25 protein-coding genes are annotated in these 21,962 nt (G+C 65.1%); 17 read left to right on the top strand and 8 right to left on the bottom strand.

The window, feature by feature from the left end; genetic code table 11:
* Positions 1–19 precede the first annotated feature (19 nt).
* From ACNQS7_RS15910 to ACNQS7_RS15890, 5 genes are all read left to right on the top strand, one after another.
* Complete coding sequence (locus tag ACNQS7_RS15910) at positions 20–298, top strand: putative holin (RefSeq protein ID WP_418013273.1); 279 nt, start codon at positions 20–22, stop codon at positions 296–298.
* Complete coding sequence (locus ACNQS7_RS15905) at positions 291–932, top strand: hypothetical protein (RefSeq protein WP_418013272.1); 642 nt, start codon at positions 291–293, stop codon at positions 930–932. Before ACNQS7_RS15910 ends, ACNQS7_RS15905 begins: the two co-directional genes overlap by 8 nt.
* A gap of 77 nt (positions 933–1,009) precedes the next feature.
* Positions 1,010–2,407: a dihydrolipoyl dehydrogenase gene (gene lpdA, locus ACNQS7_RS15900; protein WP_055578691.1), complete on the top strand. Its 1,398-nt coding sequence runs from the start codon at positions 1,010–1,012 to the stop codon at positions 2,405–2,407.
* Positions 2,408–2,580: 173 nt separating this feature from the next.
* The gene (locus ACNQS7_RS15895) at positions 2,581–3,024 is read left to right on the top strand and encodes a hypothetical protein (RefSeq protein WP_418013271.1); all 444 of its coding nucleotides are present in this window, start codon (positions 2,581–2,583) and stop codon (positions 3,022–3,024) included.
* A gap of 54 nt (positions 3,025–3,078) precedes the next feature.
* On the top strand, positions 3,079–3,372 hold the full coding sequence (locus ACNQS7_RS15890) for a hypothetical protein (RefSeq protein WP_055578886.1): 294 nt from the start codon (positions 3,079–3,081) through the stop codon (positions 3,370–3,372).
* A 2-nt stretch (positions 3,373–3,374) separates the two neighbouring features.
* On the opposite strand, the gene ACNQS7_RS15885 is transcribed toward ACNQS7_RS15890, so the two are convergent.
* Positions 3,375–3,941: a carboxymuconolactone decarboxylase family protein gene (locus ACNQS7_RS15885; protein ID WP_418013270.1), complete on the bottom strand. Its 567-nt coding sequence runs from the start codon at positions 3,939–3,941 to the stop codon at positions 3,375–3,377.
* The gene (gene ramB / locus ACNQS7_RS15880; RefSeq protein WP_418013269.1) at positions 3,938–5,356 is read right to left on the bottom strand and encodes an acetate metabolism transcriptional regulator RamB; all 1,419 of its coding nucleotides are present in this window, start codon (positions 5,354–5,356) and stop codon (positions 3,938–3,940) included. Before ramB ends, ACNQS7_RS15885 begins: the two co-directional genes overlap by 4 nt.
* A 153-nt stretch (positions 5,357–5,509) precedes the next feature.
* Here ramB and ACNQS7_RS15875 point away from each other — a divergent pair, with 153 nt between their 5' ends.
* The 4 genes from ACNQS7_RS15875 to ACNQS7_RS15860 all read left to right on the top strand — a co-directional run bounded on the left by ACNQS7_RS15875 (position 5,510) and on the right by ACNQS7_RS15860 (position 9,884).
* Positions 5,510–6,304 carry an acyl-[acyl-carrier-protein] thioesterase gene (locus ACNQS7_RS15875; RefSeq protein WP_278804035.1) on the top strand — a complete coding sequence of 265 codons (795 nt, stop codon included), beginning with the start codon at positions 5,510–5,512 and terminating at the stop codon, positions 6,302–6,304.
* Between the two features lie 294 nt (positions 6,305–6,598).
* The gene (aceA, locus tag ACNQS7_RS15870; protein WP_055578696.1) at positions 6,599–7,885 is read left to right on the top strand and encodes an isocitrate lyase; all 1,287 of its coding nucleotides are present in this window, start codon (positions 6,599–6,601) and stop codon (positions 7,883–7,885) included.
* Positions 7,886–8,061: 176 nt separating this feature from the next.
* Entirely contained in the window at positions 8,062–8,925 is an 864-nt protein-coding gene (locus tag ACNQS7_RS15865) for a 3-hydroxybutyryl-CoA dehydrogenase (protein WP_418013268.1), read from the top strand.
* 98 nt (positions 8,926–9,023) lie between these two features.
* Entirely contained in the window at positions 9,024–9,884 is an 861-nt protein-coding gene (locus ACNQS7_RS15860) for a cyclopropane mycolic acid synthase family methyltransferase (RefSeq protein WP_418013267.1), read from the top strand.
* 54 nt (positions 9,885–9,938) lie between these two features.
* Here ACNQS7_RS15860 and pcaA read toward each other — a convergent pair whose 3' ends face one another.
* Together pcaA and ACNQS7_RS15850 are read right to left on the bottom strand one after the other, a co-directional pair.
* Positions 9,939–10,802 (bottom strand): cyclopropane mycolic acid synthase PcaA, encoded by an 864-nt coding sequence (pcaA, locus tag ACNQS7_RS15855; RefSeq protein ID WP_055578699.1) that lies wholly within the window; start codon positions 10,800–10,802, stop codon positions 9,939–9,941.
* A gap of 160 nt (positions 10,803–10,962) precedes the next feature.
* On the bottom strand, positions 10,963–11,679 hold the full coding sequence (locus ACNQS7_RS15850; protein WP_306237745.1) for a TetR/AcrR family transcriptional regulator: 717 nt from the start codon (positions 11,677–11,679) through the stop codon (positions 10,963–10,965).
* A 139-nt stretch (positions 11,680–11,818) separates the two neighbouring features.
* Between ACNQS7_RS15850 and ACNQS7_RS15845 the strand changes: the two genes are divergently transcribed.
* The 6 genes from ACNQS7_RS15845 (at position 11,819) to deoC (ending at position 16,120) form a co-directional block, all read left to right on the top strand.
* On the top strand, positions 11,819–13,186 hold the full coding sequence (locus ACNQS7_RS15845) for a DUF445 domain-containing protein (protein ID WP_418016013.1): 1,368 nt from the start codon (positions 11,819–11,821) through the stop codon (positions 13,184–13,186).
* Positions 13,187–13,273: 87 nt separating this feature from the next.
* Complete coding sequence (locus ACNQS7_RS15840; RefSeq protein WP_055578701.1) at positions 13,274–13,690, top strand: helix-turn-helix domain-containing protein; 417 nt, start codon at positions 13,274–13,276, stop codon at positions 13,688–13,690.
* A gap of 145 nt (positions 13,691–13,835) precedes the next feature.
* Complete coding sequence (gene hbhA, locus ACNQS7_RS15835) at positions 13,836–14,474, top strand: heparin-binding hemagglutinin HbhA (protein ID WP_055578702.1); 639 nt, start codon at positions 13,836–13,838, stop codon at positions 14,472–14,474.
* A gap of 237 nt (positions 14,475–14,711) precedes the next feature.
* The gene (locus tag ACNQS7_RS15830; RefSeq protein ID WP_055578703.1) at positions 14,712–15,002 is read left to right on the top strand and encodes a DUF2516 family protein; all 291 of its coding nucleotides are present in this window, start codon (positions 14,712–14,714) and stop codon (positions 15,000–15,002) included.
* Positions 15,003–15,005: 3 nt separating this feature from the next.
* The gene (locus tag ACNQS7_RS15825) at positions 15,006–15,437 is read left to right on the top strand and encodes a DUF2599 domain-containing protein (RefSeq protein ID WP_418013266.1); all 432 of its coding nucleotides are present in this window, start codon (positions 15,006–15,008) and stop codon (positions 15,435–15,437) included.
* Positions 15,437–16,120, top strand: coding sequence for a deoxyribose-phosphate aldolase (deoC, locus tag ACNQS7_RS15820; protein WP_418013265.1), 684 nt, complete (start codon positions 15,437–15,439; stop codon positions 16,118–16,120). The genes ACNQS7_RS15825 and deoC overlap by 1 nt, the downstream gene beginning before the upstream one ends.
* A gap of 1 nt (position 16,121) precedes the next feature.
* Here deoC and ACNQS7_RS15815 read toward each other — a convergent pair whose 3' ends face one another.
* Genes ACNQS7_RS15815 through ACNQS7_RS15805 form a run of 3 tightly spaced genes read right to left on the bottom strand, consistent with a single transcriptional unit; the run spans position 16,122 to position 18,579 of the window.
* Complete coding sequence (locus ACNQS7_RS15815) at positions 16,122–17,171, bottom strand: DUF2993 domain-containing protein (protein ID WP_418013264.1); 1,050 nt, start codon at positions 17,169–17,171, stop codon at positions 16,122–16,124.
* Positions 17,168–17,998 carry a carbon-nitrogen hydrolase family protein gene (locus ACNQS7_RS15810; RefSeq protein WP_418013263.1) on the bottom strand — a complete coding sequence of 277 codons (831 nt, stop codon included), beginning with the start codon at positions 17,996–17,998 and terminating at the stop codon, positions 17,168–17,170. The genes ACNQS7_RS15815 and ACNQS7_RS15810 overlap by 4 nt, the downstream gene beginning before the upstream one ends.
* A gap of 29 nt (positions 17,999–18,027) precedes the next feature.
* Entirely contained in the window at positions 18,028–18,579 is a 552-nt protein-coding gene (locus ACNQS7_RS15805) for a DUF2505 domain-containing protein (protein WP_418013262.1), read from the bottom strand.
* Between the two features lie 40 nt (positions 18,580–18,619).
* On the opposite strand from ACNQS7_RS15805, the gene ACNQS7_RS15800 reads away from it, so the two are divergent.
* Positions 18,620–19,714 (top strand): UDP-N-acetylmuramate dehydrogenase, encoded by a 1,095-nt coding sequence (locus tag ACNQS7_RS15800; RefSeq protein WP_418013261.1) that lies wholly within the window; start codon positions 18,620–18,622, stop codon positions 19,712–19,714.
* A gap of 43 nt (positions 19,715–19,757) precedes the next feature.
* Positions 19,758–21,140 (top strand): L,D-transpeptidase, encoded by a 1,383-nt coding sequence (locus ACNQS7_RS15795; protein WP_418013260.1) that lies wholly within the window; start codon positions 19,758–19,760, stop codon positions 21,138–21,140.
* Here the strand turns inward: ACNQS7_RS15795 and ACNQS7_RS15790 are convergent.
* Positions 21,118–21,876: an SDR family NAD(P)-dependent oxidoreductase gene (locus tag ACNQS7_RS15790; protein WP_418013259.1), complete on the bottom strand. Its 759-nt coding sequence runs from the start codon at positions 21,874–21,876 to the stop codon at positions 21,118–21,120. The genes ACNQS7_RS15795 and ACNQS7_RS15790 overlap by 23 nt on opposite strands.
* Positions 21,877–21,962 lie beyond the last annotated feature (86 nt).

Raw genomic sequence — 21,962 nt, 5'->3', positions numbered from 1 at the left:
TTCAGTAAGGTGCTCTACCGTGATCCCCCTCCCGCGTGCCTGGCTGCTGGCCAGCGGCATGCTCGTGGGTAGCGCGGTCGGACAGCTGCTGGCGGTGGCGTCCAGCCTCCTGATACACACCCGGATCCGTCCGGACATCGCCATCGCGCTGGTGGTCGGGATACCCGCCGTGGTCGGACTGTCGGTGATCCTGTTCTCCGGGCGCCGGTGGGTGACCATGCTCGGCGCGGCGATTCTGGCGTTGGGGCCCGGCTGGCTGGGCATGCTCGTCGCCTTGCAGGTGGTCTCTCATGGCTGACAGGAAGACCGAGCAGGACCACGAGTCACACCCCGGCACCGAACCCTTCGTGCCCGATTTCGACTCCGGTGAGGTGCCCGTCGCCCCGAAGTACGACGCCGGTGAACCGTCAGTGCCGTTCGTCCCGGATTTCGACACCGACTCCCAGCCATTCCTGCCACTGGCGGGGCTGGATGAAGAGCCGGTCAAGAAGGCCGAGCCTGCCCCGGCCGAGGAGGAGCCGGCGCCGGTCGTGGTGGCTCCGCCGCCCGGTGCCGGGGCGGATGCGGGGTCTGAGGCGCCAGGTCCGATCGCGGTGCCAGGCCGTTACCTCTACCTGAAGTGGTGGAAGTTCGTCCTGGTGTTGTTCGGGGTGTGGTTCTTCGCCGCGGTGTTCGGGCTGAGCCTGTTCTACTGGTGGTATCACACCATCGACAAGACGCCGCCGGTGTTCGCGACCTTCGTGTACATCGTGGCCTGCGTCGCGGCTGGCTTGATTTTGGCGATGGTGGAATCCAAACCGCTGGTCGCGGCCTTGGCAATCGCCGTGATGTCGGCGCCATTCGCCTCGGTCGTCGCCGCGGCGCCCCTGTACGGCTCCTACTACTGCGAGCGCGTGACGACACCGTGCGTGATGGGCGTAGTGCCCGAATAACCGGACGCTGGGCCAGACGGTGGTGACCCACTGCGCCCCGCTTCGCGGCGCTTGCGATCACCACTAGGGTGAGTTCCGTGACCCACTATGACGTCGTCGTTCTCGGAGCAGGTCCCGGCGGATACGTAGCGGCCATTCGTGCCGCACAGCTCGGGTTGAACACCGCAATCATCGAGCCGAAATATTGGGGCGGCGTCTGCCTCAACGTCGGCTGCATTCCGTCGAAGGCGTTGCTGCGCAACGCCGAACTCGCCCACATCTTCACCAAGGAAGCCAAGGTTTTCGGCATCAGCGGTGAGGCCACCTTCGACTTCGGCGTCGCGTTCGACCGCAGCCGGAAAGTGGCCGAGGGACGCGTGGCCGGCGTGCACTACCTGATGAAGAAGAACAAGATCACCGAGATCCACGGGTACGGCCGGTTCACCGACGCCAACACGATCTCCGTAGAGCTCAACGACGACGGTGGGACCGAGGAGGTCACGTTCGACAACGCCATCATCGCCACCGGCAGCAGCACCCGGCTGGTCCCGGGCACGTCGCTGTCGGAGAACGTGGTGACCTACGAGAAGCTGATCCTGACCCGGGAGCTGCCGAAGTCCATCGTCATCGCGGGCGCCGGTGCCATCGGCATGGAGTTCGGTTACGTGATGAAGAACTACGGCGTCGACGTCACCATCGTCGAGTTCCTGCCCCGGGCCCTGCCCAACGAAGACGCCGATTCCTCCAAGGAGATCGAGAAGGCGTTCAAGAAGCTGGGCGTCAAGATCCTCACCGGCACCAAGGTCGAGTCCATCACGGACGATGGATCGGAGGTGACGGTCAGCGTCAGTAAGGACGGCAAGTCCGAGGAGCTCAAGGCGGAAAAGGTGTTGCAGGCCATCGGCTTTGCGCCCAACGTCGAGGGCTACGGGCTGGACAAGGCCGGCGTGGCACTCACCGACCGCAAGGCGATCGGCATCACCGACTACATGCAGACTTCCGTGCCGCACATCTATGCCATCGGCGATGTCACCGGCAAGCTCATGCTCGCGCACGTCGCCGAGGCCATGGGCGTGGTGGCGGCCGAAACCATCGCCGGGGCAGAGACTTTGGCGTTGGGTGACTACCGCATGTTGCCGCGCGCGACCTTCTGTCAGCCCAATGTGGCCAGCTTCGGCCTCACGGAGGAGCAGGCTCGCGACGAAGGCTACGACGTCGTCGTGGCCAAGTTCCCCTTCACCGCGAACGCCAAAGCGCACGGTGTCGGCGATCCGAGCGGATTCGTCAAGCTGATCGCTGACGCCAAGTATGGCGAGCTGATCGGTGGGCACCTGGTGGGTCACGATGTGTCGGAGTTGCTGCCGGAGCTCACGCTGGCACAGAAGTGGGATCTGACCGCTAATGAGTTGGCCCGCAACGTACATACGCACCCGACCATGTCCGAGGCGCTGCAGGAGTGCTTCCACGGACTGATCGGACACATGATCAACTTCTAGGACCGGTTTCTATGAATACACCCTGCGCCCGCGCGGCCTCATTGACGAAGAATTTTTCGTAATCTAGTTTTCGTATCAGGTGGGGCGGCGCGGACGCGGCGGCGAGGAGACTCGCTGGACGTGACCGCCTCAACCGCTCCGCTGGTTTTCCAATAACCAGAGAGCGGAAACTCATGAAACTCAACGCTTTTCCCGCGGCAATGGCTCTCGTGTTCGGCTTGGGGCTGAGCGCGGCGCCACCTGACGCCGTGGCCGAAGTGCCGTCGATGAACGGCGTTTACCACTACGCCGACGAGGATGGTGACGTCGGTACGTGGACCATCACGACCACCTGCAACCCGCGCTGCGTCGCCACCGTGACCACAGCACCGGGGCACGCTTTCGAAGCCCGCCTCGAGAATGGTCGTTTCGTGACCACCCGGGTCGTTCCCGACGGTCTGGAATGCCCGCACGTTTTCATGAATGAAATGTGGCTCGGCGGCGGAACCCACGCGGTGGTGGCAACCCAGTCGTGGGATCCCGTGACACTGACCGGCGAAGTGCACTTCTCGCACACCGCGCCGCCTTGCACGCTGGATGATCAGCACGACCGGTTCACTCTCACCCGAATCGGCTGATACCAGCGCTCAGCAACCACCGGTGGCCGTTGGAGATACGATCGCCAGGTGTTCATGTCCCGCAACGAGGAGCCGAGCCACGCTGCCGTCGTGATCGGCGCGATCGGCGGGCTGCTCGCCGGCTATGTCTTCTGGCTGGCTGCCATCACCGTCGGCGACGACCTCACCACGGTGAGCAAGTGGAGCCTGGCTGTACTGCTGGTGTCGGGTGCACTCGCGGTCGGTGCGGTGGTCTGCGGCTTGCTGATGCGCTGGCGCCGCCGATACGGGTGGTCGGCGTTTGCCTTCGGCATTCCGGTGCTGCCGGTGGCGTTGACGCTGGCCGTGCTGGCCAACTTGTATTTCTGACGCTACCGGGGGTTGTCCAGCGGAATCCCCAGCGCGGTGATCGTCGCGGCCAGCGCGTCGTATTGCGTTGCGAGCATGCAGAATTCGATCAACCGAGCGCGGTTGAGATGGCCCGCCAGCTGGTGCCAGGTCTGTTCGGTGATCGTGCGGTCCTTGATCAGTTCGTCGGTGGCGTTCAACAGAGCCTGCTGACGGGCGCTGAGCACCTTGCGCGGGCCGTCTCCCGGCGGAGCCTCGGGCCAGGCGAAAATCGTCGCCTGTGTCTGGGCGTCCAGCCCGGCTTTGCGTGCCATTCCGCGATGATGCTGGAGTTCGTATTCGCAGGACCGCAGGTGGGCAACCCGCAGAATGATCAACTCGGTGTCAATGGTCGGTAACCGACCCCGCAGCAGGCGACCGGAATAGATCGCCCACGTCCAGAACAGCCCTTGGCGGGACCCCAGCGTGGTGAACAGATGCATTTCGGGTGCGCGCACCTTGCGGGCGGCCAGCTTCGCGACCACCCAGTTGACCGGGCCCAGCTGGCGGAACCGCCCGGGTGCGATGCGGGCGATGTGATCGCCGGTCATGCTTGCTTCACCAGGTACGGGGAGACGGTGCTGCGGTGCTCGTCGATGTCGAGTGATCGGCCCAACGCCGGAAACGCCCGCTGCGGGCAGTTGTCGCGTTCGCAGACTCGGCATCCCGCGCCGATCGGCGTAGTGATATTCCCCGACAAGTCGAGTCCTTCCGAGTAGACGAGTCGGTGCGCGTGGCGAAGTTCGCAGCCGAGCCCGATCGCGAAGGTTTTTCCGGGCTGACCATACCGGGCCGCGCGCCGTTCGACGGTACGGGCCACCCACATGTAGTTGCGCCCGTCGGGCATCTGAGCGATCTGCACCAGGATCTTGCCAGGGTTGGCGAAGGTCTCGTAGACGTTCCACAGCGGGCAGGTGCCGCCGGTCGAGGAGAAATGAAACCCGGTGGCGGACTGACGTTTTGACATGTTTCCAGCCCGGTCGACCCGGACGAACGACAGCGGCACGCCGCGCATCGAGGGCCGCTGCAGCGTAGAGAGGCGGTGCGCGATGGTCTCGTAGCTGACCTGATAGAAAGCCGACAGCCGTTCGACGTCGTAGCGGAAGTTCTCGGCGACGTCGTGGAACTGGCGGTAGGGCAGCACCGCTGCGGCGGCGAAGTAGTTCGCCAGCCCGAGCCGGGCCAGGGTCCGTGACTCCGCACTGGTGAACTTGCCGTCGGTGACCAGAGCGTCGATCAGCTCGCCGTACTCGAGGTAGGCCAATTCGGCGGCCATCTTGAACACCTGCTGCCCGGAGCCGAGGTGGTTACTCATCTCCAGCGTCTTGGTCTGAGGGTCGTAGCGGTGCAGCACCGAGTCGCCGAGATCGATGCGCCTGGTGATGTGCACCCCGTGCACCTCGGTGAGCCGGCGGGTCAGCTCCCGGGCCAAGTCTCCGTGGTGCATCCGCATTTTGACGGTGAGCTCTTCGGCCGCCGTGTCCAGTTCGTGCAGATAGTTCTGGCGTTCGTAGAAGTAGTCACGAACCTCCTCGTGGGGCATGGTGATCGCCCCGCTGCCGCTGCTGCCGTCGAAGTACCGCTCTTCGGTGGCGGCGGCCAGTTGAGCGGTGGTGATCCGGTAGCGGCGGTGCAGGTTGACCACCGCGCGCGCCAGACCCGGGTGGGTGTTGACCATCTCGGCGATCTCGGTCGGGTCCACGTCGATGTCCAGGTCGCGGTCCATCGTCACTTCGCGCAACTCGGCGACCAACCGGGTGTCGTCCTGGGAGGCGAAGAAGGTGGCGTCCACTCCGAACACCTCGGTGATCCGCAACAGGACCGCGACCGTCAGCGGCCGGACATCGTGCTCTATCTGGTTGAGATAGCTGGGAGAGATGTCCAGCATCTGCGCCAATGCGGCCTGGCTGAATCCGCGTTCGCTGCGAAGCTGGCGGACGCGCGCGCCGACGAACGTTTTAGACACTCTGACCAGCGTAGTCCGGATTGCGAAGATCCGCTTTGCAGACTTGGCAGGGGCGGTGGGATTGGTATTTGCGAGGCGTCGTTGGCATGATTCGCATCGACGTTCCCAGGGAAAACCTGGTTTTCGCACGAGGAGGAAACGGGGAGCAGCGCCGTGAGCCTGGACAAAACTTTGATGCCGGTGCCCGACGGTAGCCCCGATGTTTTCGACCGCGAGTGGCCGCTGCGTGTCGGCGACATCGACCGGACCGGCCGGCTGCGATTGGACGCGGCGTGCCGGCACATCCAGGACATCGGCCAGGACCAGCTGCGCGAAATGGGCTTCGAAGAAACGCATCCGCTGTGGATCGTGCGCCGAACCATGGTCGACCTCATTCGCCCTATCGAGTTCCAGGACCTGTTGCGGTGCCGTCGCTGGTGTTCGGGTACCTCGAACCGGTGGTGTGAGATGAGGGTCCGTATCGACGGACGCAAGGGCGGGCTGATCGAGTCCGAGGCGTTCTGGATCCACGTCAACAAAGAGACCGAGATGCCGGCGCGCATCGCCGACGACTTCCTTGCCGGTCTGCACAAGACGACCACCGTCGAGCGGTTGCGGTGGAAGGGTTACCTGAAGCCGGGCGGCCGCGACGACGCGACGGAAATACACGAGTTTCCCGTCCGCGTCACGGACATCGACCTGTTCGACCACATGAACAACTCGGTGTATTGGAGCGTCGTCGAGGACTACCTGGCGGCCCACCCCGAGCTGATGCAGCTTCCGTTGCGGGTGACCATCGAGCACGAGGCTCCGGTGGCGCTGGGCGACAAGCTGGAGATCATCTCGCACGTCCACCCCGCCGGTTCCACCGAACAGTTCGGTCCCGGGCTGGCCGACCGGAGTGTTACAACGCTCACATATGCGGTCGGCGACGAGACGAAAGCCGTCGCCGCGCTGTTCACTCTCTAACCGGACAAGCGTCCCGGTAAATTACCGATGACCTGCAGGTTTCGGTTACCCGCCAGTAGCTTCTGAACCGTTTCAGTAGTTCGCCAGCTTCGCAAGCTTCGCAAAATGACCACAGGTCATAGCCGAAATTCGCAAGTGAAATGGGTGGACCTGCGGGAATGCACTGTGCCATGGTCGAGTTAGCACATCAGTGAAGTCGGGATGAAGTTGAACCTCTAGCTTCCATCCGCACCGCGGTAGCCCGACTCATCGCACGCAAATTTCAGTCAAAGAATGACCGTAAGGAGCAGCCCCATGTCCGAAGTCGGCACCCCGAAGAGCGCTGAGCAGATTCAGCACGACTGGGACCACAACCCCCGCTGGAACGGCGTCAAGCGCACCTACACGCCGCAGGACGTCGTGGCGCTGCAGGGTCACGTCGTCGAGGAGCACACGTTGGCCCGCCGGGGCGCCGAGGTGCTCTGGGAGCAGCTGCACGAGATGGACTTCGTCAACGCGCTGGGCGCGCTGACCGGCAACATGGCCGTCCAGCAGGTCCGCGCCGGCCTCAAGGCGATCTACCTGTCGGGTTGGCAGGTCGCCGGCGACGCCAACCTCTCCGGCCACACCTACCCTGACCAGAGCCTGTACCCGGCCAACTCGGTTCCGCAGGTCGTGCGTCGGATCAACAACGCGCTGCTTCGCGCCGACGAGATCGCCAAGGTCGAGGGCGACCGCTCGGTCGACAACTGGCTGGCTCCGATCGTCGCTGACGGTGAGGCCGGCTTCGGTGGCGCGCTCAACGTCTATGAGCTGCAGAAGGCGATGATCGCCGCCGGTGTCGCCGGTTCGCACTGGGAAGACCAGTTGGCGTCGGAGAAGAAGTGTGGCCACCTCGGTGGCAAGGTGCTGATCCCGACCCAGCAGCACATCCGGACCCTGACCTCGGCCCGTCTGGCCGCTGACGTCGCCGGTGTCCCGACGGTCGTCATCGCGCGCACCGACGCCGAGGCCGCCACGCTGATCACCTCCGACGTCGACGAGCGGGACCGCCCGTTCATCACCGGCGAGCGCACCAACGAGGGCTTTTACCGCATCAAGAACGGTCTCGAGCCCTGCATCGCCCGCGCCAAGGCCTACGCGCCGTTCGCCGACCTGATCTGGATGGAGACCGGCACGCCGGACCTGGAGCTCGCCAAGAAGTTCGCCGAGGGCGTCAAGAGTGAGTTCCCGGACCAGCTGCTGGCCTACAACTGCTCGCCGTCGTTCAACTGGAAGAAGCACCTCGACGACGACACCATCGCCAAGTTCCAGAAGGAGCTCGGTGCGATGGGCTTCAAGTTCCAGTTCATCACCCTGGCCGGCTTCCACGCCCTCAACTACTCGATGTTCGATCTGGCCCACGGGTACGCCCGCAAGCAGATGAGCGCGTACGTCGAGCTGCAGGAGCGCGAGTTCGCCGCCGAGGAGCGCGGCTACACCGCCACCAAGCACCAGCGCGAGGTGGGTGCCGGTTACTTCGACCGGATCGCCACCACCGTCGACCCGACCTCGTCGACGACCGCGTTGGCCGGCTCCACCGAAGAGGGTCAGTTTCACTGAGCCGAGCAGCATCGGTGAACAGATTGCGCCGAGCGTGAACTGACGGAGGGTTTTCAGCCGAATCTCCGCCCATACGTCACGCTCGACGGTCCGCAGAGATGAAGTAGCGTAGGCCCCGCCCAGCCAACCTGGGCGGGGCCTATTGCGGTGCAACCACAGACTCGGGAGAGACAACAGTGAGCGACACAGCAATCCAGCGAGTAGGCGTGATCGGGGCCGGGCAGATGGGTTCCGGCATTGCCGAGGTGTCGGTACGGGCGGGCGTCGCCGTGACGGTGTTCGAGACGACGGACGCGCTGATCACCGCCGGCCGCAACCGGATCACGAAGTCGCTGGAGCGCGGCGTCAGTGCCGGCAAGGTCACCGAGCGGGAGCGCGACCGCGCGTTGAGCCTGCTGACATTCACCACCGATCTCGGCGACCTGGCCGACCGCCAGCTGGTCATCGAGGCCATCGTCGAGGACGAGTCGGTGAAGGCCCAGGTTTTTGCCGAGTTGGACCGGGTCGTCACCGATCCGCAGGCGGTGCTGGCCTCGAACACGTCCAGCATCCCGATCATGAAGATCGCCGCCGCCACGAAAAACCCGCAGCGCGTGCTCGGTTTGCACTTCTTCAACCCGGTGCCGGTGCTGCCGCTGGTCGAATTGGTCAGCACACTGGTCACCGACCCGGATGCCGCCGCCCGCACCGAAGAGTTCGCCAGTGCAGTGCTGGGCAAACAGGTGGTGCGCTGCTCGGACCGGTCCGGTTTCGTCGTGAACGCCTTATTGGTGCCCTACCTGCTGTCGGCCATCCGGATGGTCGAAGCCGGGTTCGCCACCGTCGAAGATGTCGACAAGGCCGTGGTGGCCGGGCTGTCGCACCCGATGGGGCCGCTCAAGCTGTCCGACCTGGTCGGTTTGGACACTTTGAAGCTGATCGCCGACAAGATGTACGACGAATTCAAGGAGCCGCTGTACGGTCCGCCGCCGCTACTGCAGCGGATGGTCGAGGCCGGGTTGCTGGGCAAAAAGTCGGGCAGGGGCTTTTACACATACTGACCACGGCCGTGCGTTGAATTCATTGCGCGAAGTCGGTACGCCAGTTTGCGAATGAGGTACCATTCCGTCTGTTAACTGACGAGAGGTATCCGCCGAGCATGGGTGAATTGAAGCCGTTCTACGAGGAATCGCAATCCATTTACGACGTTTCGGACGAGTTTTTCGCGCTATTTCTAGACCCCACCATGGCGTACACCTGCGCTTACTTCGAGCGTGCGGATATGACGCTCGAAGAGGCGTCCAATGCCAAGTTCGACCTGGCGCTGGGAAAGCTGAACCTCGAACCTGGGATGACGGTGCTCGACATCGGCTGTGGCTGGGGCGGTGCGCTGCAACGTGCGGTAGAAAAGTACGACGTCAACGTCATCGGTATTACGCTGAGCCGCAATCAATTTGAATACAGCAAGAAAAGGCTCGCAGCAATTCCCACGCGCCGTACCATCGAGGTTCGCCTGCAGGGCTGGGAAGAGTTCGACGAGCCGGTCGACCGGATCGTGACCATCGGTGCCTTCGAGGCTTTCAAGGCGGAGCGTTACCCGACGTTTTTCGAGCGTGCCTATCACATTCTGCCCGCCGACGGACGGATGTTGTTGCACACCATTCTGGCGTACACGCAGAAACAGCAGCACGAGCGCGGTGTGAAGGTGACGATGACCGATCTTCGCTTTATGCGTTTCATCGGTCAGGAAATTTTCCCGGGCGGACAGTTGCCGGCGCAGGAAGATATTCTCAGGTTGGCCGAGGTCGCGGGCTTTTCAGTGGAAAGAGTGCACCTGTTGCGCGAGCACTATGAGCGGACTCTGCACATCTGGGCCGAGAATTTGGCGGCGAAGAAGGACGAAGCAATCGAGTTGCAGTCCGAAGAGATTTACGACAAGTACATGCGCTATCTGACGGGTTGCGAAGACTTCTTCCGGAAGGGCATCTGCAACGTGGGACAGTTCACGCTGGTCAAGTGATCCCGGGCGCGTCCGGGCGCCGCGAGGTGCGACGCCGCGGAGTCCGCGCCCAGCCTATTTGGCCAGAGTGAACTGGCAGATGTCGGTGTAGCCCTCGTGGAACAACTTGGCGCACCCGGTTAGGTACTTCATGTACCGGTCATAGACCTTCTCCGACTGGATCGCGATGGCCAGATCCTTCTTGGCCTCCAGCGCCGCCGCCCAGATTTCCAGCGTCCGCGCATAGTGCAGCTGCAGGGACTGGATGCGCTTCATCGAGAACCCGGCCGCTTCGGACTGTTCCTCGACCACCGGAACCGTCGGCAGGTACCCGCCCGGGAAGATCTCGGCCAGGATGAACTGGCTGAAGTGCACGATCTCGTGAGTCAGGGGGAGGCCCTTGGCCCTGGCTTCCTTGAAGGTGGGCCGGACGATCGTGTGCAGCAGCATGATGCCGTCGCTCGGCAGCACCTCGTGGGCCATCTTGAAGAAGCGCGGGTAGCGCTGACGGCCGAAGTGTTCGAAGGCGCCGATGGAGACGATGCGATCGACGGGCTCGTGAAACTTCTCCCAGCCCTCCAGCAGCACCCGCTTGGTGCGAGGCGTGTCCAGTTCGTCGAACTTCGTCTGAACATGCGCGGCCTGGTTCTCCGACAACGTCAGGCCCACCACGTTGACGTCGTACTTCTCGATGGCGCGGCGCATCGTGGCGCCCCAGCCGCAGCCGATGTCCAGCAACGTCATTCCCGGCTCCAGGTTGAGCTTGCCCAGGGCCAGGTCGATCTTGGCGAGCTGCGCCTCTTCCAGCGTCATGTCCTCGCGCTCGAAGTACGCGCAGCTGTACGTCTGGGTAGGGTCGAGGAACAGGCGAAAGAATTCATCGGACAGGTCGTAGTGCGCCTGCACGTTGCCGAAATGGGGCGTGAGCTGCACTGCCATTGCGATGTCAGCCTTTCTGTTTGTCGGGGTGCTCCCGGACAAAATCCGTCGGTCGTACCTGCAGCGCCCCCGATGCATTCCCTGAATGCTAACCGCTGCGCAGGGGTGCAGTTGCACTCCTTGCGTCACACCCGCGGCAGAGACGGCCGGGCCGGGCGGTTCACTGCTCCTGTTTGAGCTGCTCCCAGGCGGGCACGGTCGGGGACGGGTGCGGCTGGGCGCGGAACTTCTCCAGCGACCCCCCTGCCTCGACGATTCCGCACAGCGCGCTCCAACTCAGCATCGTCAGATAGTCGATCAACTCGTCGCTGCTCATCCGTGGGTCCGACATCCAGGAATGTGTGGCCAACTGCACACCGCCGACGATCAGGTAAGCCCACGGCTCGACCCCGCCGAGATCCATCCCGATCTCGCGCATGCGCCGGCGCAGCATCACGGCGATCATGCGCGCGATGATCCGCTCCGAATCGGCGATCACCTTGCTCTTGCTGCCGGAACTGTTCGCCATTACGAAGCCGTACGGCTCCGGCTCAGCCGCCATGGTTTCGACGTAGACGCGGATCACTTCGCGGGTCAGCTCGTAGCCGTCCAAATTGGACGACAGTGCCGCGGCCATGTTCGGAATGAGGGTGGTCTGCGCAAACCGCATCATCACCGCGGTGGTGAGGTCGTTCTTGTCGACGAAGTAGCGATAGAGCACGGTCTTCGAGACCCCGATCTCCGCGGCGATCTCATCCATGCTCAGAAAACGGCTCTGGCGGCGAATCGCCTCGATGGTGCCGTCGACCAGCTCATTGCGGCGGTCCACCTTGTGCTGGTGCCAGCGCCGCTTACGGCCATCGGTCTTAGCGGTCCGAGCCGGGATGTGTTGTGCCAATGTCGCCGATTCCCATTCACTACCTGGACGCATCGATACTACGGCTTGCGGGCGTCCGGATGTCCGAGCGGCAGGACTGCGTGAGGCTTCCGAACAGTGTGGGTAACACTAACCGGTGGTTTCGATAGCGGATGATGGTCTGGTGGCACACAGAGCCTTGCCGACAGCGGCACCCCCGGCTGCGCCGCCCGGCCCGGGCACGGACGGCGGGCGGGGGAACCGGACATCCCTCGCGGAGTCATTCGCCGGCGCTGATCCCGAGGCCGACGCCGAGCGTCGAACTGCGCTGCGGCGGATGAAGGCGGTGGCGCTGAGTTTCCTGATCGGCGCCACGGTGGTGTTCCTGCTGTGCCGGTGGGCCAACGCCCACGGCACCGCGCCGGTCTGGGTCGGTTACGTCGGCGCCGCGGCCGAGGCGGGCATGGTGGGCGCCCTGGCGGACTGGTTCGCGGTCACTGCGCTGTTCAAGCATCCGCTGGGAATTCCGATCCCGCATACCGCCATCATCAAGCGCAAGAAAGACCAGCTCGGGGAGGGCCTGGGTACGTTCGTGCGGGAGAACTTCCTGTCCCCGGAGGTGGTGGAAACCAAGCTGCGCGACGCCCAGGTACCCAGTCGGGTGGGGAAGTGGCTCTCCGAACCGACGCATGCACAGCGGGTCGCCGGTGAGGTGGCGACGGTGCTGCGCGTGCTGGTCGAGTTGCTGCGGGACGAGGATGTCCAGCAGGTCATCGACCGGATGATCGTGCGGCGCATCGCCGAACCGCAGTGGGGCCCGCCGGTGGGCCGGGTCCTGCAAACGCTGCTGGTCGAGAATCGTCAGGAAGCCTTGGTCCAGTTGCTGGCCGACCGGGCGTTCCAGTGGTCGCTGAATGCCGGGGTGGTGATCCAGCGGGTCATCGAGCGTGACTCACCGACCTGGTCGCCCCGCTTCGTCGACCATCTGGTGGGCGACCGGATCCACCGCGAGTTGATGGACTTCACCGACAAGGTGCGCCGCAACCCCGATCACGAACTGCGTCGATCGGCGACTCGTTTTCTGTTCGAATTCGCCGACGACCTGCAGAACGACGCCGACACGATCGCACGCGCCGACGCCGTCAAGGAGCAGTTGATGGCCCGGGACGAGGTGGCGAAGGCCGCCGAGACGGCGTGGACGACGCTCAAGCGACTAGTGCTCGAGGGGGTAGACGACCCGTCCAGCACGTTGCGTACCCGGATCGCCGACACGGTGATCCGGATCGGGGGGTCACTGCGTGACGATGCCGGGCTGCGCGACAAGGTCGACGGATGGATGGTGCGGGCCGCTCAGCACCTGGTTTCGCAATATGGGGTAGAGATCACAGCGATCATCACCGAGACGATCGAGCGCTGGGATGCCCAGGAAGCCAGCCGCCGAATCGAGCTACATGTAGGCCGTGACCTGCAGTTTATCCGGATCAACGGAACTGTGGTGGGTGCGCTCGCCGGCCTCGCCATCTACGCGATCGCACAGCTACTCTTCTGAAAAGTGCTAACAGACTGCTTGCAATAGCAAGCACTGCTCCGTACCCTGAGGGGCGTAAGCAAACAAAATCTGACACAGGAGCACCCGATGACGCCGGAGGAGAAGCTGGGCACCAAGGTGTCCACAAAAGCCTCTGACGTGGCCTCGGACATCGGCAGCTTCATCAGGTCGCAGCGCGAGACGGCGCAGGTCTCGATGCGGCAGCTTGCCGAACGGTCGGGTGTCAGCAACCCTTATTTGAGCCAGGTCGAGCGTGGACTGCGTAAGCCATCCGCCGACGTCCTGGCCCAGATCGCGAAGGCGCTACGGGTTTCCGCGGAGGTGCTTTACGTGCGGGCCGGCATCCTCGAGCCCAGCGAGGCCAGTCAGGTGCGTGACGCCATCGTCACCGACACGGCCATCACCGAGCGTCAGAAGCAGGTTCTGCTGGACATCTACGCGTCCTTCACCCAGCAGAACGAGGCGAATCGCGAGGAGTGTCCGAGCGAATCCGACGACGACTGACCCGACCACCAGGAGGTTTCCGGCAAGTCGCGCACCAGTGTCAATCCGCGGGTCTTGACATTTCCTGCCCAGAGGAGCCGAACTTGCGCCAATTTTCAACCATTTAGCACTAACCCCGATATCGAAATCAAAGAAAGGAAACATCATGGCTGAGAACACGAACATTGAGGACCTGAAAGCGCCGCTGCTCGCCGCGCTCGGTGCTGCCGACCTGGCTCTGGCGACCGTGAACGACCTGATCGCCACCCTGCGTGACCGCGCCGAGGAGACCCGCTCCACGCTGCGTGAGCGCGCCGAGGAGACCCGCACCGACACCCGCAGCCGTGTGGAGGAGAGCCGCGCTCGCCTGACCAAGCTGCAGGAGGAGCTGCCCGAGCAGCTCACCGAGTTGCGCGAGCGGTTCACCGCTGACGAGCTGCGGAAGGCCGCGGAGGGCTACGTCGAGGCTGCCACCAGCCGGTACAACGAGCTGGTCGAGCGCGGCGAGGCCGCCCTCGAGCGGCTGCGCAGCCAGTCGGCCTTCGAGGACGCGTCGGCGCGTGCCGAGGGTTACGTCGACCAGGCCGTGGAGCTGACTCAGGAGGCTCTGGGCACCGTGGCGACGCAGACCCGCGCCGTGGGTGAGCGTGCCGCCAAGCTGGTCGGCATCGAGCTGCCGAAGAAGGCTGAGGCTCCGGCCAAGAAGGCCGCTCCGGCCAAGAAGGCTGCGCCGGCCAAGAAGGCCGCTCCGGCCAAGAAGGCTCCGGCCAAGAAGGCTCCGGCCAAGAAGGTCACCCAGAAGTAATCCGGGTTCACCGGAACACTCACTCCAAGTCGCCGCACTTTCGGGCGACTTGGACCAGAGAAGCACCACTCGACTCCAAGTCGCCGCACTTTCGGGCGACTTGGACCAGAGAAGCACCACTCGACTCCAAGTCGCCGCACTTTCGGGCGACTTGGACCAGAGAAGCACCACTCGACTCCAAGTCGCCGCACGTCGGTGACTTGGAGTCGACGTTTTTGCGGCGGCCCGCATAGTCTTATGAGCGTGCAAGCCGTAGGAACCGTCATGTTCGTTCTGTGGGTCGCCGTCGCCCTGGCGACGGTGTACGCGTTTGTACACGCGGCGCTGCAGCGCTCCGACGCATACACCGCCGCCGACAAGCAGACCAAGCCGTTGTGGTTGGTGATTCTCGGTGGCGCGATGGCGCTGATCACCATCCTGTACGGAATCTTCGGTGTGATGGCGATTGCCGCGGCCGCGGTCGCGACCGGCGTCTATCTGGTCGATGTTCGGCCGAAGCTTCTCGAAGTGCAGGGTAAGTCGCGCTAGCGGATGAAGGTCGTGCTGGTTGCGCCGGCGGCGGCGCTCATTTCGCTGCTGGGCGCCGTTCCTGCGGCTGCCGATCCAGTATCGGGCCCGTCGTACCCGCCACCCTTCGTGGACCACACCGAATGGGCTTATTGGGGCGGGTTGTCCAGTCTGCGCGTGTATCCGACCCCCTCGGGCCGCGCTGCGTCCCGAATCTCGGGAACCGCCGGCGGCTACCCGCAAGCCGCTGACGAAGCCTGGTCGGAGGTAGTCGCGCAGTCACCCGACGCCGACACACCAGGCATGCGTGCGCAGTTCGTCTGCCACTGGCAGTTCGCAGAGATCGCGCAGCCGGGCAAAACCAGCTGGAACCTCGAGCCGTGGCGGCCGGTAGTCGACGACGCCGAGATGGTGGCGTCCCGCTGCAACCCGGGCGCCTCGGAGGAGCCCCTCTGATGGGCGCGCCGCCGACCCGCCGGCAGCTGGCCGCGATGGTGGATCACACCCTACTCAAGCCGGAGGCCACCGAAGCCGACGTCGTGGCGCTGGTCGCCGAGGGCATTGACCTGGGGGTCTATGCCGTCTGCGTCTCGCCGTCGATGGTGCCGGTCGCCGTTCGAGAGGCTGATGCGCAAGGCCTCCGTGTCGCTGCCGTGGCCGGTTTTCCGTCAGGCAAGCATCTGTCTGCCGTCAAGGCGCGGGAGGCGGCAGCGGCGGTAGCTGCCGGCGCCGCCGAAATCGACATGGTCATCGACGTCGGCGCGGCGTTGGCCGGACAGTTCGATGCTGTGCAAGCCGACGTCGCAGCGGTACGCGAAGGCGCAACCGGTGCGGTGTTGAAGGTGATCGTCGAGTCGGCGGTGCTGCTCGCCCTCTCGGACGAATACACCCTTGCCGCCGTCTGCCGGGCGGCCGAGCAGGCCGGCGCCGACTTCGTCAAAACCTCGACCGGCTTCCATCCCGCCGGCGGCGCATCGGTGCGCGCCGTTGAGGTGATGGCCGCGATTGTCGGCGGCCGGCTGGGGGTCAAAGCCAGCGGCGGCATCCGTACGGCCACGGACGCACGCGCCATGCTCGACGCCGGGGCCACCCGGCTGGGTCTGTCGGGCACCCGGGCCGTGCTGGACGGCCTGGCTTAACTCAGAGGTCGGCCAGGCAGGGGTCGGTGTTGCCGGCCGGGATGGTGGCGTTGCGGGCCGCGAAACGCGCAACCACGCCGTTGTCGGTGACCTCGACGCTTTCCGCGCGAACGCCCAATGGGTAGTCCTTGGTGAGGCTAGAGGTGTAGTCGTTGAGCGTGGACTGCACGGATTCCTTCGGCAGCGAGAACCCGAGTGTGTTGAAGCTGACGATCTGCAGCTGAATACCGCCGCCGGATACCACCGGCTTGGCGACGATGTCGTTGAGCATGCCCTTCAGCTCGACCGTGTTGTCCTTGGGGTGCGTGACCACGCTGCTGGTGACGAACTCGCCCAGAATCGGGATGGCGTTCTGCACCGACTCCTTGATCCCCTGGGTCGTCCAGGTGATGGTGGCGTCCAGCGCGCCGATCGTGCCCTTGGAGTCGCCCTTGTTCTCGAGGTTGATGTCCTGGATGTTGAGCTGCAGCTTCATGCCCTTGGCGTCGCGGATCTGGTTGCCCGCCGTCTCGATCCTGATATTGGTGTAGTGGTCGGTGGCCACCTGCCACAACACCAGCGGGGTCACCCCGAAGGACGCGGTGGCCTGGTCTTTGACCACGCAGGCCGTCGCCGCGGCGAGCTTGTTGTTGGCTTCGTGCCGCACGTACAGTTCGGCGCCGATCAGTCCGGCGATCAGCAGCGAGAACACGATGATCAAGACCAGCAGGATGGCCAGCGGATCGCGTCGCGAGCGCTTCTTCTTCTTGACCTCGCCGGCCTCGTCCGTCGGCTGCGCGATCGGAGTGGTGCGGTCGGCGCCGGGCATGGGTGGCGGGGTCGGGTTGATCCGCCGGGTGTCCGCGTTGGCGGCGGTCAGCTGATCGGTCTGCGGAGGCGGCGGGGCTGTCGGGGGTTGCTGTCCCAGTCCGCTCCCACCCTTTGGGTCGCCGGGATGCAGGCGTCCGGCGGAAGGATCCGCGGGGGCCGGAGGTCGGCCGAGCGGTCCCTGATCGCCCGGACGTGCCCAACCGGATGGGCCTTCGTTGCGTGGTCCCTGCGGAGTCGTCACGTTCGCGATTCTGCCCTATCGGTGTGAATGAAGTTTGAGCGGTTGCGCAGCACCGCGATGTTGTCCCGGGCCTTGGTCACGTCGCCGAGGTCGATGTCGGCAACGATCAGTTGCGGCTGGGAGCCCGCGCAAGCCACCACGTCCCCCAGGGGCGACGCCACCAGGCTGCCGCCCACGCCCGTCGGCGCGCCCGAGGCGCTCAGTGTGCCGCCGGGGTCGGCCTGACCGGCGGCGATGACGAAGCAGCTGGAATCCAACGCCCGCGCCCGGACCAGCAGCGTCCACTGCTCGAGTTTGCCGGGCCCGGAGCCCCAGGACGCGCAGACGACGATCAGCTGGGCGCCGCGGTCGGCGAGCTCGGTGTACAGCGCGGGAAAGCGGACGTCGTAGCACAGCGTGAGACCCACCCCGACGCCGTCGACCTCGATGACCACTGGTTGCCGGCCGGGCGCCACCGTGCGCGATTCGGTGAAGCCGAATGCGTCATAGAGGTGGATTTTGTCGTAATGGGCGTCGGGCTCATTGGGTGTGCCCGGGCCGGCCGCGATCAGGGTATTGGTGACTCGCCCGTCGTCCGTTGGGGCGAACATGCCCGCGACCACGGTGACGCCGGTGTCCGCGGCGATCCGGCGCACCCCATTGGCCCACGGTCCGTCGACCGGCTCGGCGATCGGTCGCAGAGGCACCCCGAACCGGCACATGGTGGCTTCCGGGAACACCGCCAGGCGGGCTCCAGAATCGGCTGCGCGCTCGGCGTACTCGCGCACCAGCTGCAGATTCGCGGCCGGGTCGGTGCCGCTGAGGATCTGTGCCAGAGCGATTCGCATGAACGCCAGCTTAGGCATCGCGACTGCGGTCAGCCGGTTCCGTTCCTCGCCGCCGATCCGCCCTCGTTGTTGAGCCACTGGGTGGTGAAGCGCTGCTCGATCGTCACCAGTTGGCCGAGTTCGTTGCCGATGATCCGCTCCAGCTTTCCGCCGATGAACGGCACCCGCACCTGAATCGTGAGCTGCAGTGTCATGCGGGCGCAGCCCGACTCCGCGACCGGCTGCAGCACCGCCGTACCCCACAGATTGACCGGGGCGCCGACGATCGATCCCGCCACGGACGCGGTTGCGATGCCGTCTCTGATCGGGCCCCACGTCTCCTCGCGCCGTACGCAGAGGTCGCCCCGATGCAGCTGGGTGACCAGCGCGGGCAGGTTCTGGCTCAGCATCGTCTGATGCGTGATCACCTCGATGGTGCCGTCATCGCCGGATTCGCCACCGATTCGCATCGACTCCAGGCTGGCCACGTCGACCGGCGTTTCGGCGAGCCTGGCCTCCCAGTAAGCCAGGTCATGGAAGGCCTGGTGGACGTCTCTGACAGTGCCCTCGTAGTCGGCCGACACGTCGAATGAACGCGGCATAACAGAAAACGCTACCGTTACGGGCCAGGAAACGGAGCACATGAAACGGGAAGTCGGGTCGTTCTTTGCCGGCGCACGCGTCGCCGAGTCGGTGCCGCTTGCACAGTTGACCACACTGCGGGTGGGCCCGGTGGCGCGACGCGTAATCACCTGTGAGAGCAGCGATCAGGTGATTGCGGTGTTGCGGACGTTGGACGCTCAGGCCCACGGCTTCGACGGTGGCCCCGTGTTGGTGTTTGCTGGCGGTTCCAATCTGGTGATCGGTGACGGGTTGCCGGATCTCACAGTGGTCCGGCTCGCCAACACCGGCATCGTCATCGACGGCAATCTGCTGCGCGCCGAGGCGGGCGCGGTCTGGGACGACGTGGTGGTCCGGTCCATCGAGCACGGACTGGGCGGGCTGGAGTGCCTGTCGGGCATTCCCGGTTCGACCGGGGCCACGCCGGTGCAGAACGTCGGTGCGTACGGCGTGGAGGTCTCCGACACCGTCACCCGGGTCAGGTTGCTGGACCGCCGCAGCGGTGAGGTGGGCTGGGTGCCCGCGGAGGAACTGCGGTTCGGGTACCGCACCAGCGTGCTCAAGCGCGCCGACGGACTCGATCTGCCCGGCATCGTCCTGGAAGTCGAGTTTGCGCTGGATGCCGGCGGACGCAGTGCGCCGCTGCGCTACGGAGAGTTGACGACGGCTCTGGGCGCGACCAGCGGGGAGCGCGCCGACCCGCAAGCGGTCCGCGCGGCGGTATTGGCATTGCGGGCCCGGAAAGGGATGGTGCTCGATGCTGCCGACCACGACACCTGGAGCGTGGGCTCGTTCTTCACCAACCCGGTGGTCACCCGGGAGGTCTACGAGCGCCTGGCGGCAGAGACCGACGGGCCGGTGCCCAACTACCCGTCGCCCGATGGGGTGAAGCTGGCCGCGGGCTGGTTGGTGGAGCGCGCCGGTTTCGGGAAAGGGTTCCCCGGCGAGAATGCGCCGTGCCGCCTGTCCACCAAGCACGCACTGGCCCTCACCAACCGCGGCAATGCCACCGCGGAGGACGTGATGTTACTGGCGCGCACCGTTCGGGACGGAGTTCGTGACGTGTTTGGTATCACACTGAAACCCGAGCCTGTCCTGGTCGGATGCGCTTTGTAGCTGCTATTTTTGTGCGCGAGCAGCCCTGCCGCATGTCATTGCAGTGGGGGAGAGGGCCTTTCGCCCGGTATCTTTGACGGTTGTGACCACCTCTCGCACCCCCTCGAGCCAAGGGCCGATCAATCGGCGCGCGGCTCTGGCGGCTATCGGGCTCGGGGTGTTTGCGCCGAGTGTCCTGGCCGCGTGTGCTGGTGGCAAGATCACCCCGCAATCCGAGAAGAAGCCGCCGGCCGCGCCCAAGCTGACCTACCTGCCGTCGAACGCCACCGAAGACGTGGTGCCGATCGCTCCGATCAGCGTCAGCGTCACCGACGGCTGGTTCCAGAAGGTCGCGCTGACGAACTCGGCAGGCAAGCCCGTCGCCGGCACGTTCAACCAGGACCGCACCGTCTTCATGACCACCGAGCCACTGGGCTACGACACCACCTACACCTGGAGCGGGTCGGCCGTCGGTCACGACGGCAAGGCGATTCCGGTGGCGGGCAAGTTCATCACCGTGACGCCGAAGAAGAAAATCGACGGCGGGTTCCAGCTGGCTGACGGCCAGACCGTGGGAATCGCCGCCCCGATCATCATCCAGTTCGACGCCCCGATCAGCGACAAGGCCGCGGTCGAGCGGGCGTTGACCATCAAGACCAACCCGCCCGTCGAAGGCAGCTGGGCATGGTTGCCCGACGAATCGCAGGGCGCCCGCATCCACTACCGGCCCAAGGAGTACTACCCGGCGGGCACCACCGTCAACGTCGACGCCAAGTTCTACGGGCTGCCGTTCGGCGACGGCGCCTACGGACTGCAGGACATGTCCCTGAACATCCAGATCGGCCGACGGCAGATCGTCAAGGCCGAGGTTTCCTCCCACCGCATCCAGGTGGTCACCGACGCGGGCGTGATCATGGACTTCCCGTGCAGCTACGGCGAGGCCGACAAGGCCCGCAATGTGACGCGCAACGGCATCCACGTGGTCACCGAGAAGTACGCCGACTTCTACATGTCCAACCCCGCCGCCGGGTACAGCAACGTGCACGAGCGCTGGGCGGTGCGGATCTCCAACAACGGCGAGTTCATTCACGCCAACCCGTCCAGTGCCGGTGCCCAGGGCAACAGCAATGTCACCAACGGCTGCATCAACCTGTCGACGGCTGACGCGGCGGAGTACTTCCCGACGGCGATGTACGGCGACCCTGTCGAGGTGACAGGCAGCTCGATTCAGCTCTCCTACGCCGACGGCGACATCTGGGACTGGGCCGTCGATTGGGACACCTGGGTGGCGATGTCGGCGTTGCCGGCACCCTCCGGCCGTCCGCCGGGCACTCAGATCCCGGTCACCGCGCCCGCGACGCCGTCGACGGCGCCCAGCCTGTCGGGCACACCGACGACGACCACGACCACCACTACGACCGGGCCTAGTTCTGGGCCAGGTGGTTGAACCTTCGGGTTGCCGACGCCTGGTCCCGGGGCCGGACGATGATCTGGTCCAGATTCACGTGTGAGGGACGCGAAGCCACGAATCCGATGATTTCGGCGACGTCGGTCGCCACCAGGGGTGTCATACCCGAGTAGACCGCGTCTGCGCGTTGCTCGTCGCCGTCGAAACGAACCAGCGAGAACTCGGTCTCCACGGCGCCGGGGGCAATCTCGGTCAGTCGCACCGGCTTTCCCAGTAGTTCGCCGCGCAGGGTGCGGTGCAGTGCACCCTGGGCGTGCTTGGCCGCCGTGTAGCCGGCGCCGCCGTCGTAAATCTCAAGGGCCGCAATCGAAGTCACGGTGACGATCAGACCGTCACCGGACTCGATCAGCTTGGGCAGCAACGCGCGGGTCATCCGCAAGGTGCCCAGCACATTGGTCTCCCACATCCAGCGCCAGTGCTCCATGTCGGCCTCTGCCACCGGCGCCAGACCTTTCGCGCCGCCGGCGTTGTTGACCAGCACGTCGACCCGGTCCAGCTGAAGGGCCAGCGCGGCCACGTCCTCGTCTTTTGTGACGTCTGCCACAACCGCGGTGCCGCCGACCTCGGCGGCCAGCGCCTCGATGCGGTCGGCCCGCCGTGCCACGGGGACCACGTGGAAGCCCTGTGCCGCAAGTACTTTCGCAGTCGCCTCACCGATCCCGGAACTGGCTCCGGTCACCACGGCCACTGGTTTGTGCGGGTCGGGGGAACTCATCGGGACAACTCTAATAAACGTGCTAAATTTTCGGTGTGTACTGCAGTGCCAAGTTCCGCACGACGACCGCGTGTCTCTACGCGGGC

The sequence above is a fragment of the Mycobacterium sp. 23 genome (assembly GCF_048287075.1).
In the GTDB taxonomy this organism is placed as follows: Bacteria; Actinomycetota; Actinomycetes; order Mycobacteriales; family Mycobacteriaceae; genus Mycobacterium; species Mycobacterium gordonae_B.
This window is presented reverse-complemented; position numbering and strand designations above follow the sequence as displayed.

What these genes read in the sequence shown, in the direction of transcription:
- aceA (WP_055578696.1), top strand. Translation starts at nt 6,599, where the DNA reads ATGTCCGAAGTCGGCACCCCGAAGAGCGCTGAGCAGATTCAGCACGAC.
- ACNQS7_RS15810 (WP_418013263.1), bottom strand. Translation starts at nt 17,998, where the DNA reads ATGCGAATCGCTCTGGCACAGATCCTCAGCGGCACCGACCCGGCCGCG.
- ACNQS7_RS15885 (WP_418013270.1), bottom strand. Translation starts at nt 3,941, where the DNA reads ATGACCGGCGATCACATCGCCCGCATCGCACCCGGGCGGTTCCGCCAG.
- deoC (WP_418013265.1), top strand. Translation starts at nt 15,437, where the DNA reads ATGGGCGCGCCGCCGACCCGCCGGCAGCTGGCCGCGATGGTGGATCAC.
- ACNQS7_RS15805 (WP_418013262.1), bottom strand. Translation starts at nt 18,579, where the DNA reads ATGCCGCGTTCATTCGACGTGTCGGCCGACTACGAGGGCACTGTCAGA.
- ACNQS7_RS15790 (WP_418013259.1), bottom strand. Translation starts at nt 21,876, where the DNA reads ATGAGTTCCCCCGACCCGCACAAACCAGTGGCCGTGGTGACCGGAGCC.
- ACNQS7_RS15825 (WP_418013266.1), top strand. Translation starts at nt 15,006, where the DNA reads ATGAAGGTCGTGCTGGTTGCGCCGGCGGCGGCGCTCATTTCGCTGCTG.
- ACNQS7_RS15840 (WP_055578701.1), top strand. Translation starts at nt 13,274, where the DNA reads ATGACGCCGGAGGAGAAGCTGGGCACCAAGGTGTCCACAAAAGCCTCT.
- ACNQS7_RS15830 (WP_055578703.1), top strand. Translation starts at nt 14,712, where the DNA reads ATGAGCGTGCAAGCCGTAGGAACCGTCATGTTCGTTCTGTGGGTCGCC.
- ACNQS7_RS15895 (WP_418013271.1), top strand. Translation starts at nt 2,581, where the DNA reads ATGAAACTCAACGCTTTTCCCGCGGCAATGGCTCTCGTGTTCGGCTTG.
- ACNQS7_RS15860 (WP_418013267.1), top strand. Translation starts at nt 9,024, where the DNA reads ATGGGTGAATTGAAGCCGTTCTACGAGGAATCGCAATCCATTTACGAC.
- ACNQS7_RS15800 (WP_418013261.1), top strand. Translation starts at nt 18,620, where the DNA reads ATGAAACGGGAAGTCGGGTCGTTCTTTGCCGGCGCACGCGTCGCCGAG.
- ACNQS7_RS15890 (WP_055578886.1), top strand. Translation starts at nt 3,079, where the DNA reads ATGTCCCGCAACGAGGAGCCGAGCCACGCTGCCGTCGTGATCGGCGCG.
- pcaA (WP_055578699.1), bottom strand. Translation starts at nt 10,802, where the DNA reads ATGGCAGTGCAGCTCACGCCCCATTTCGGCAACGTGCAGGCGCACTAC.
- hbhA (WP_055578702.1), top strand. Translation starts at nt 13,836, where the DNA reads ATGGCTGAGAACACGAACATTGAGGACCTGAAAGCGCCGCTGCTCGCC.
- ACNQS7_RS15905 (WP_418013272.1), top strand. Translation starts at nt 291, where the DNA reads ATGGCTGACAGGAAGACCGAGCAGGACCACGAGTCACACCCCGGCACC.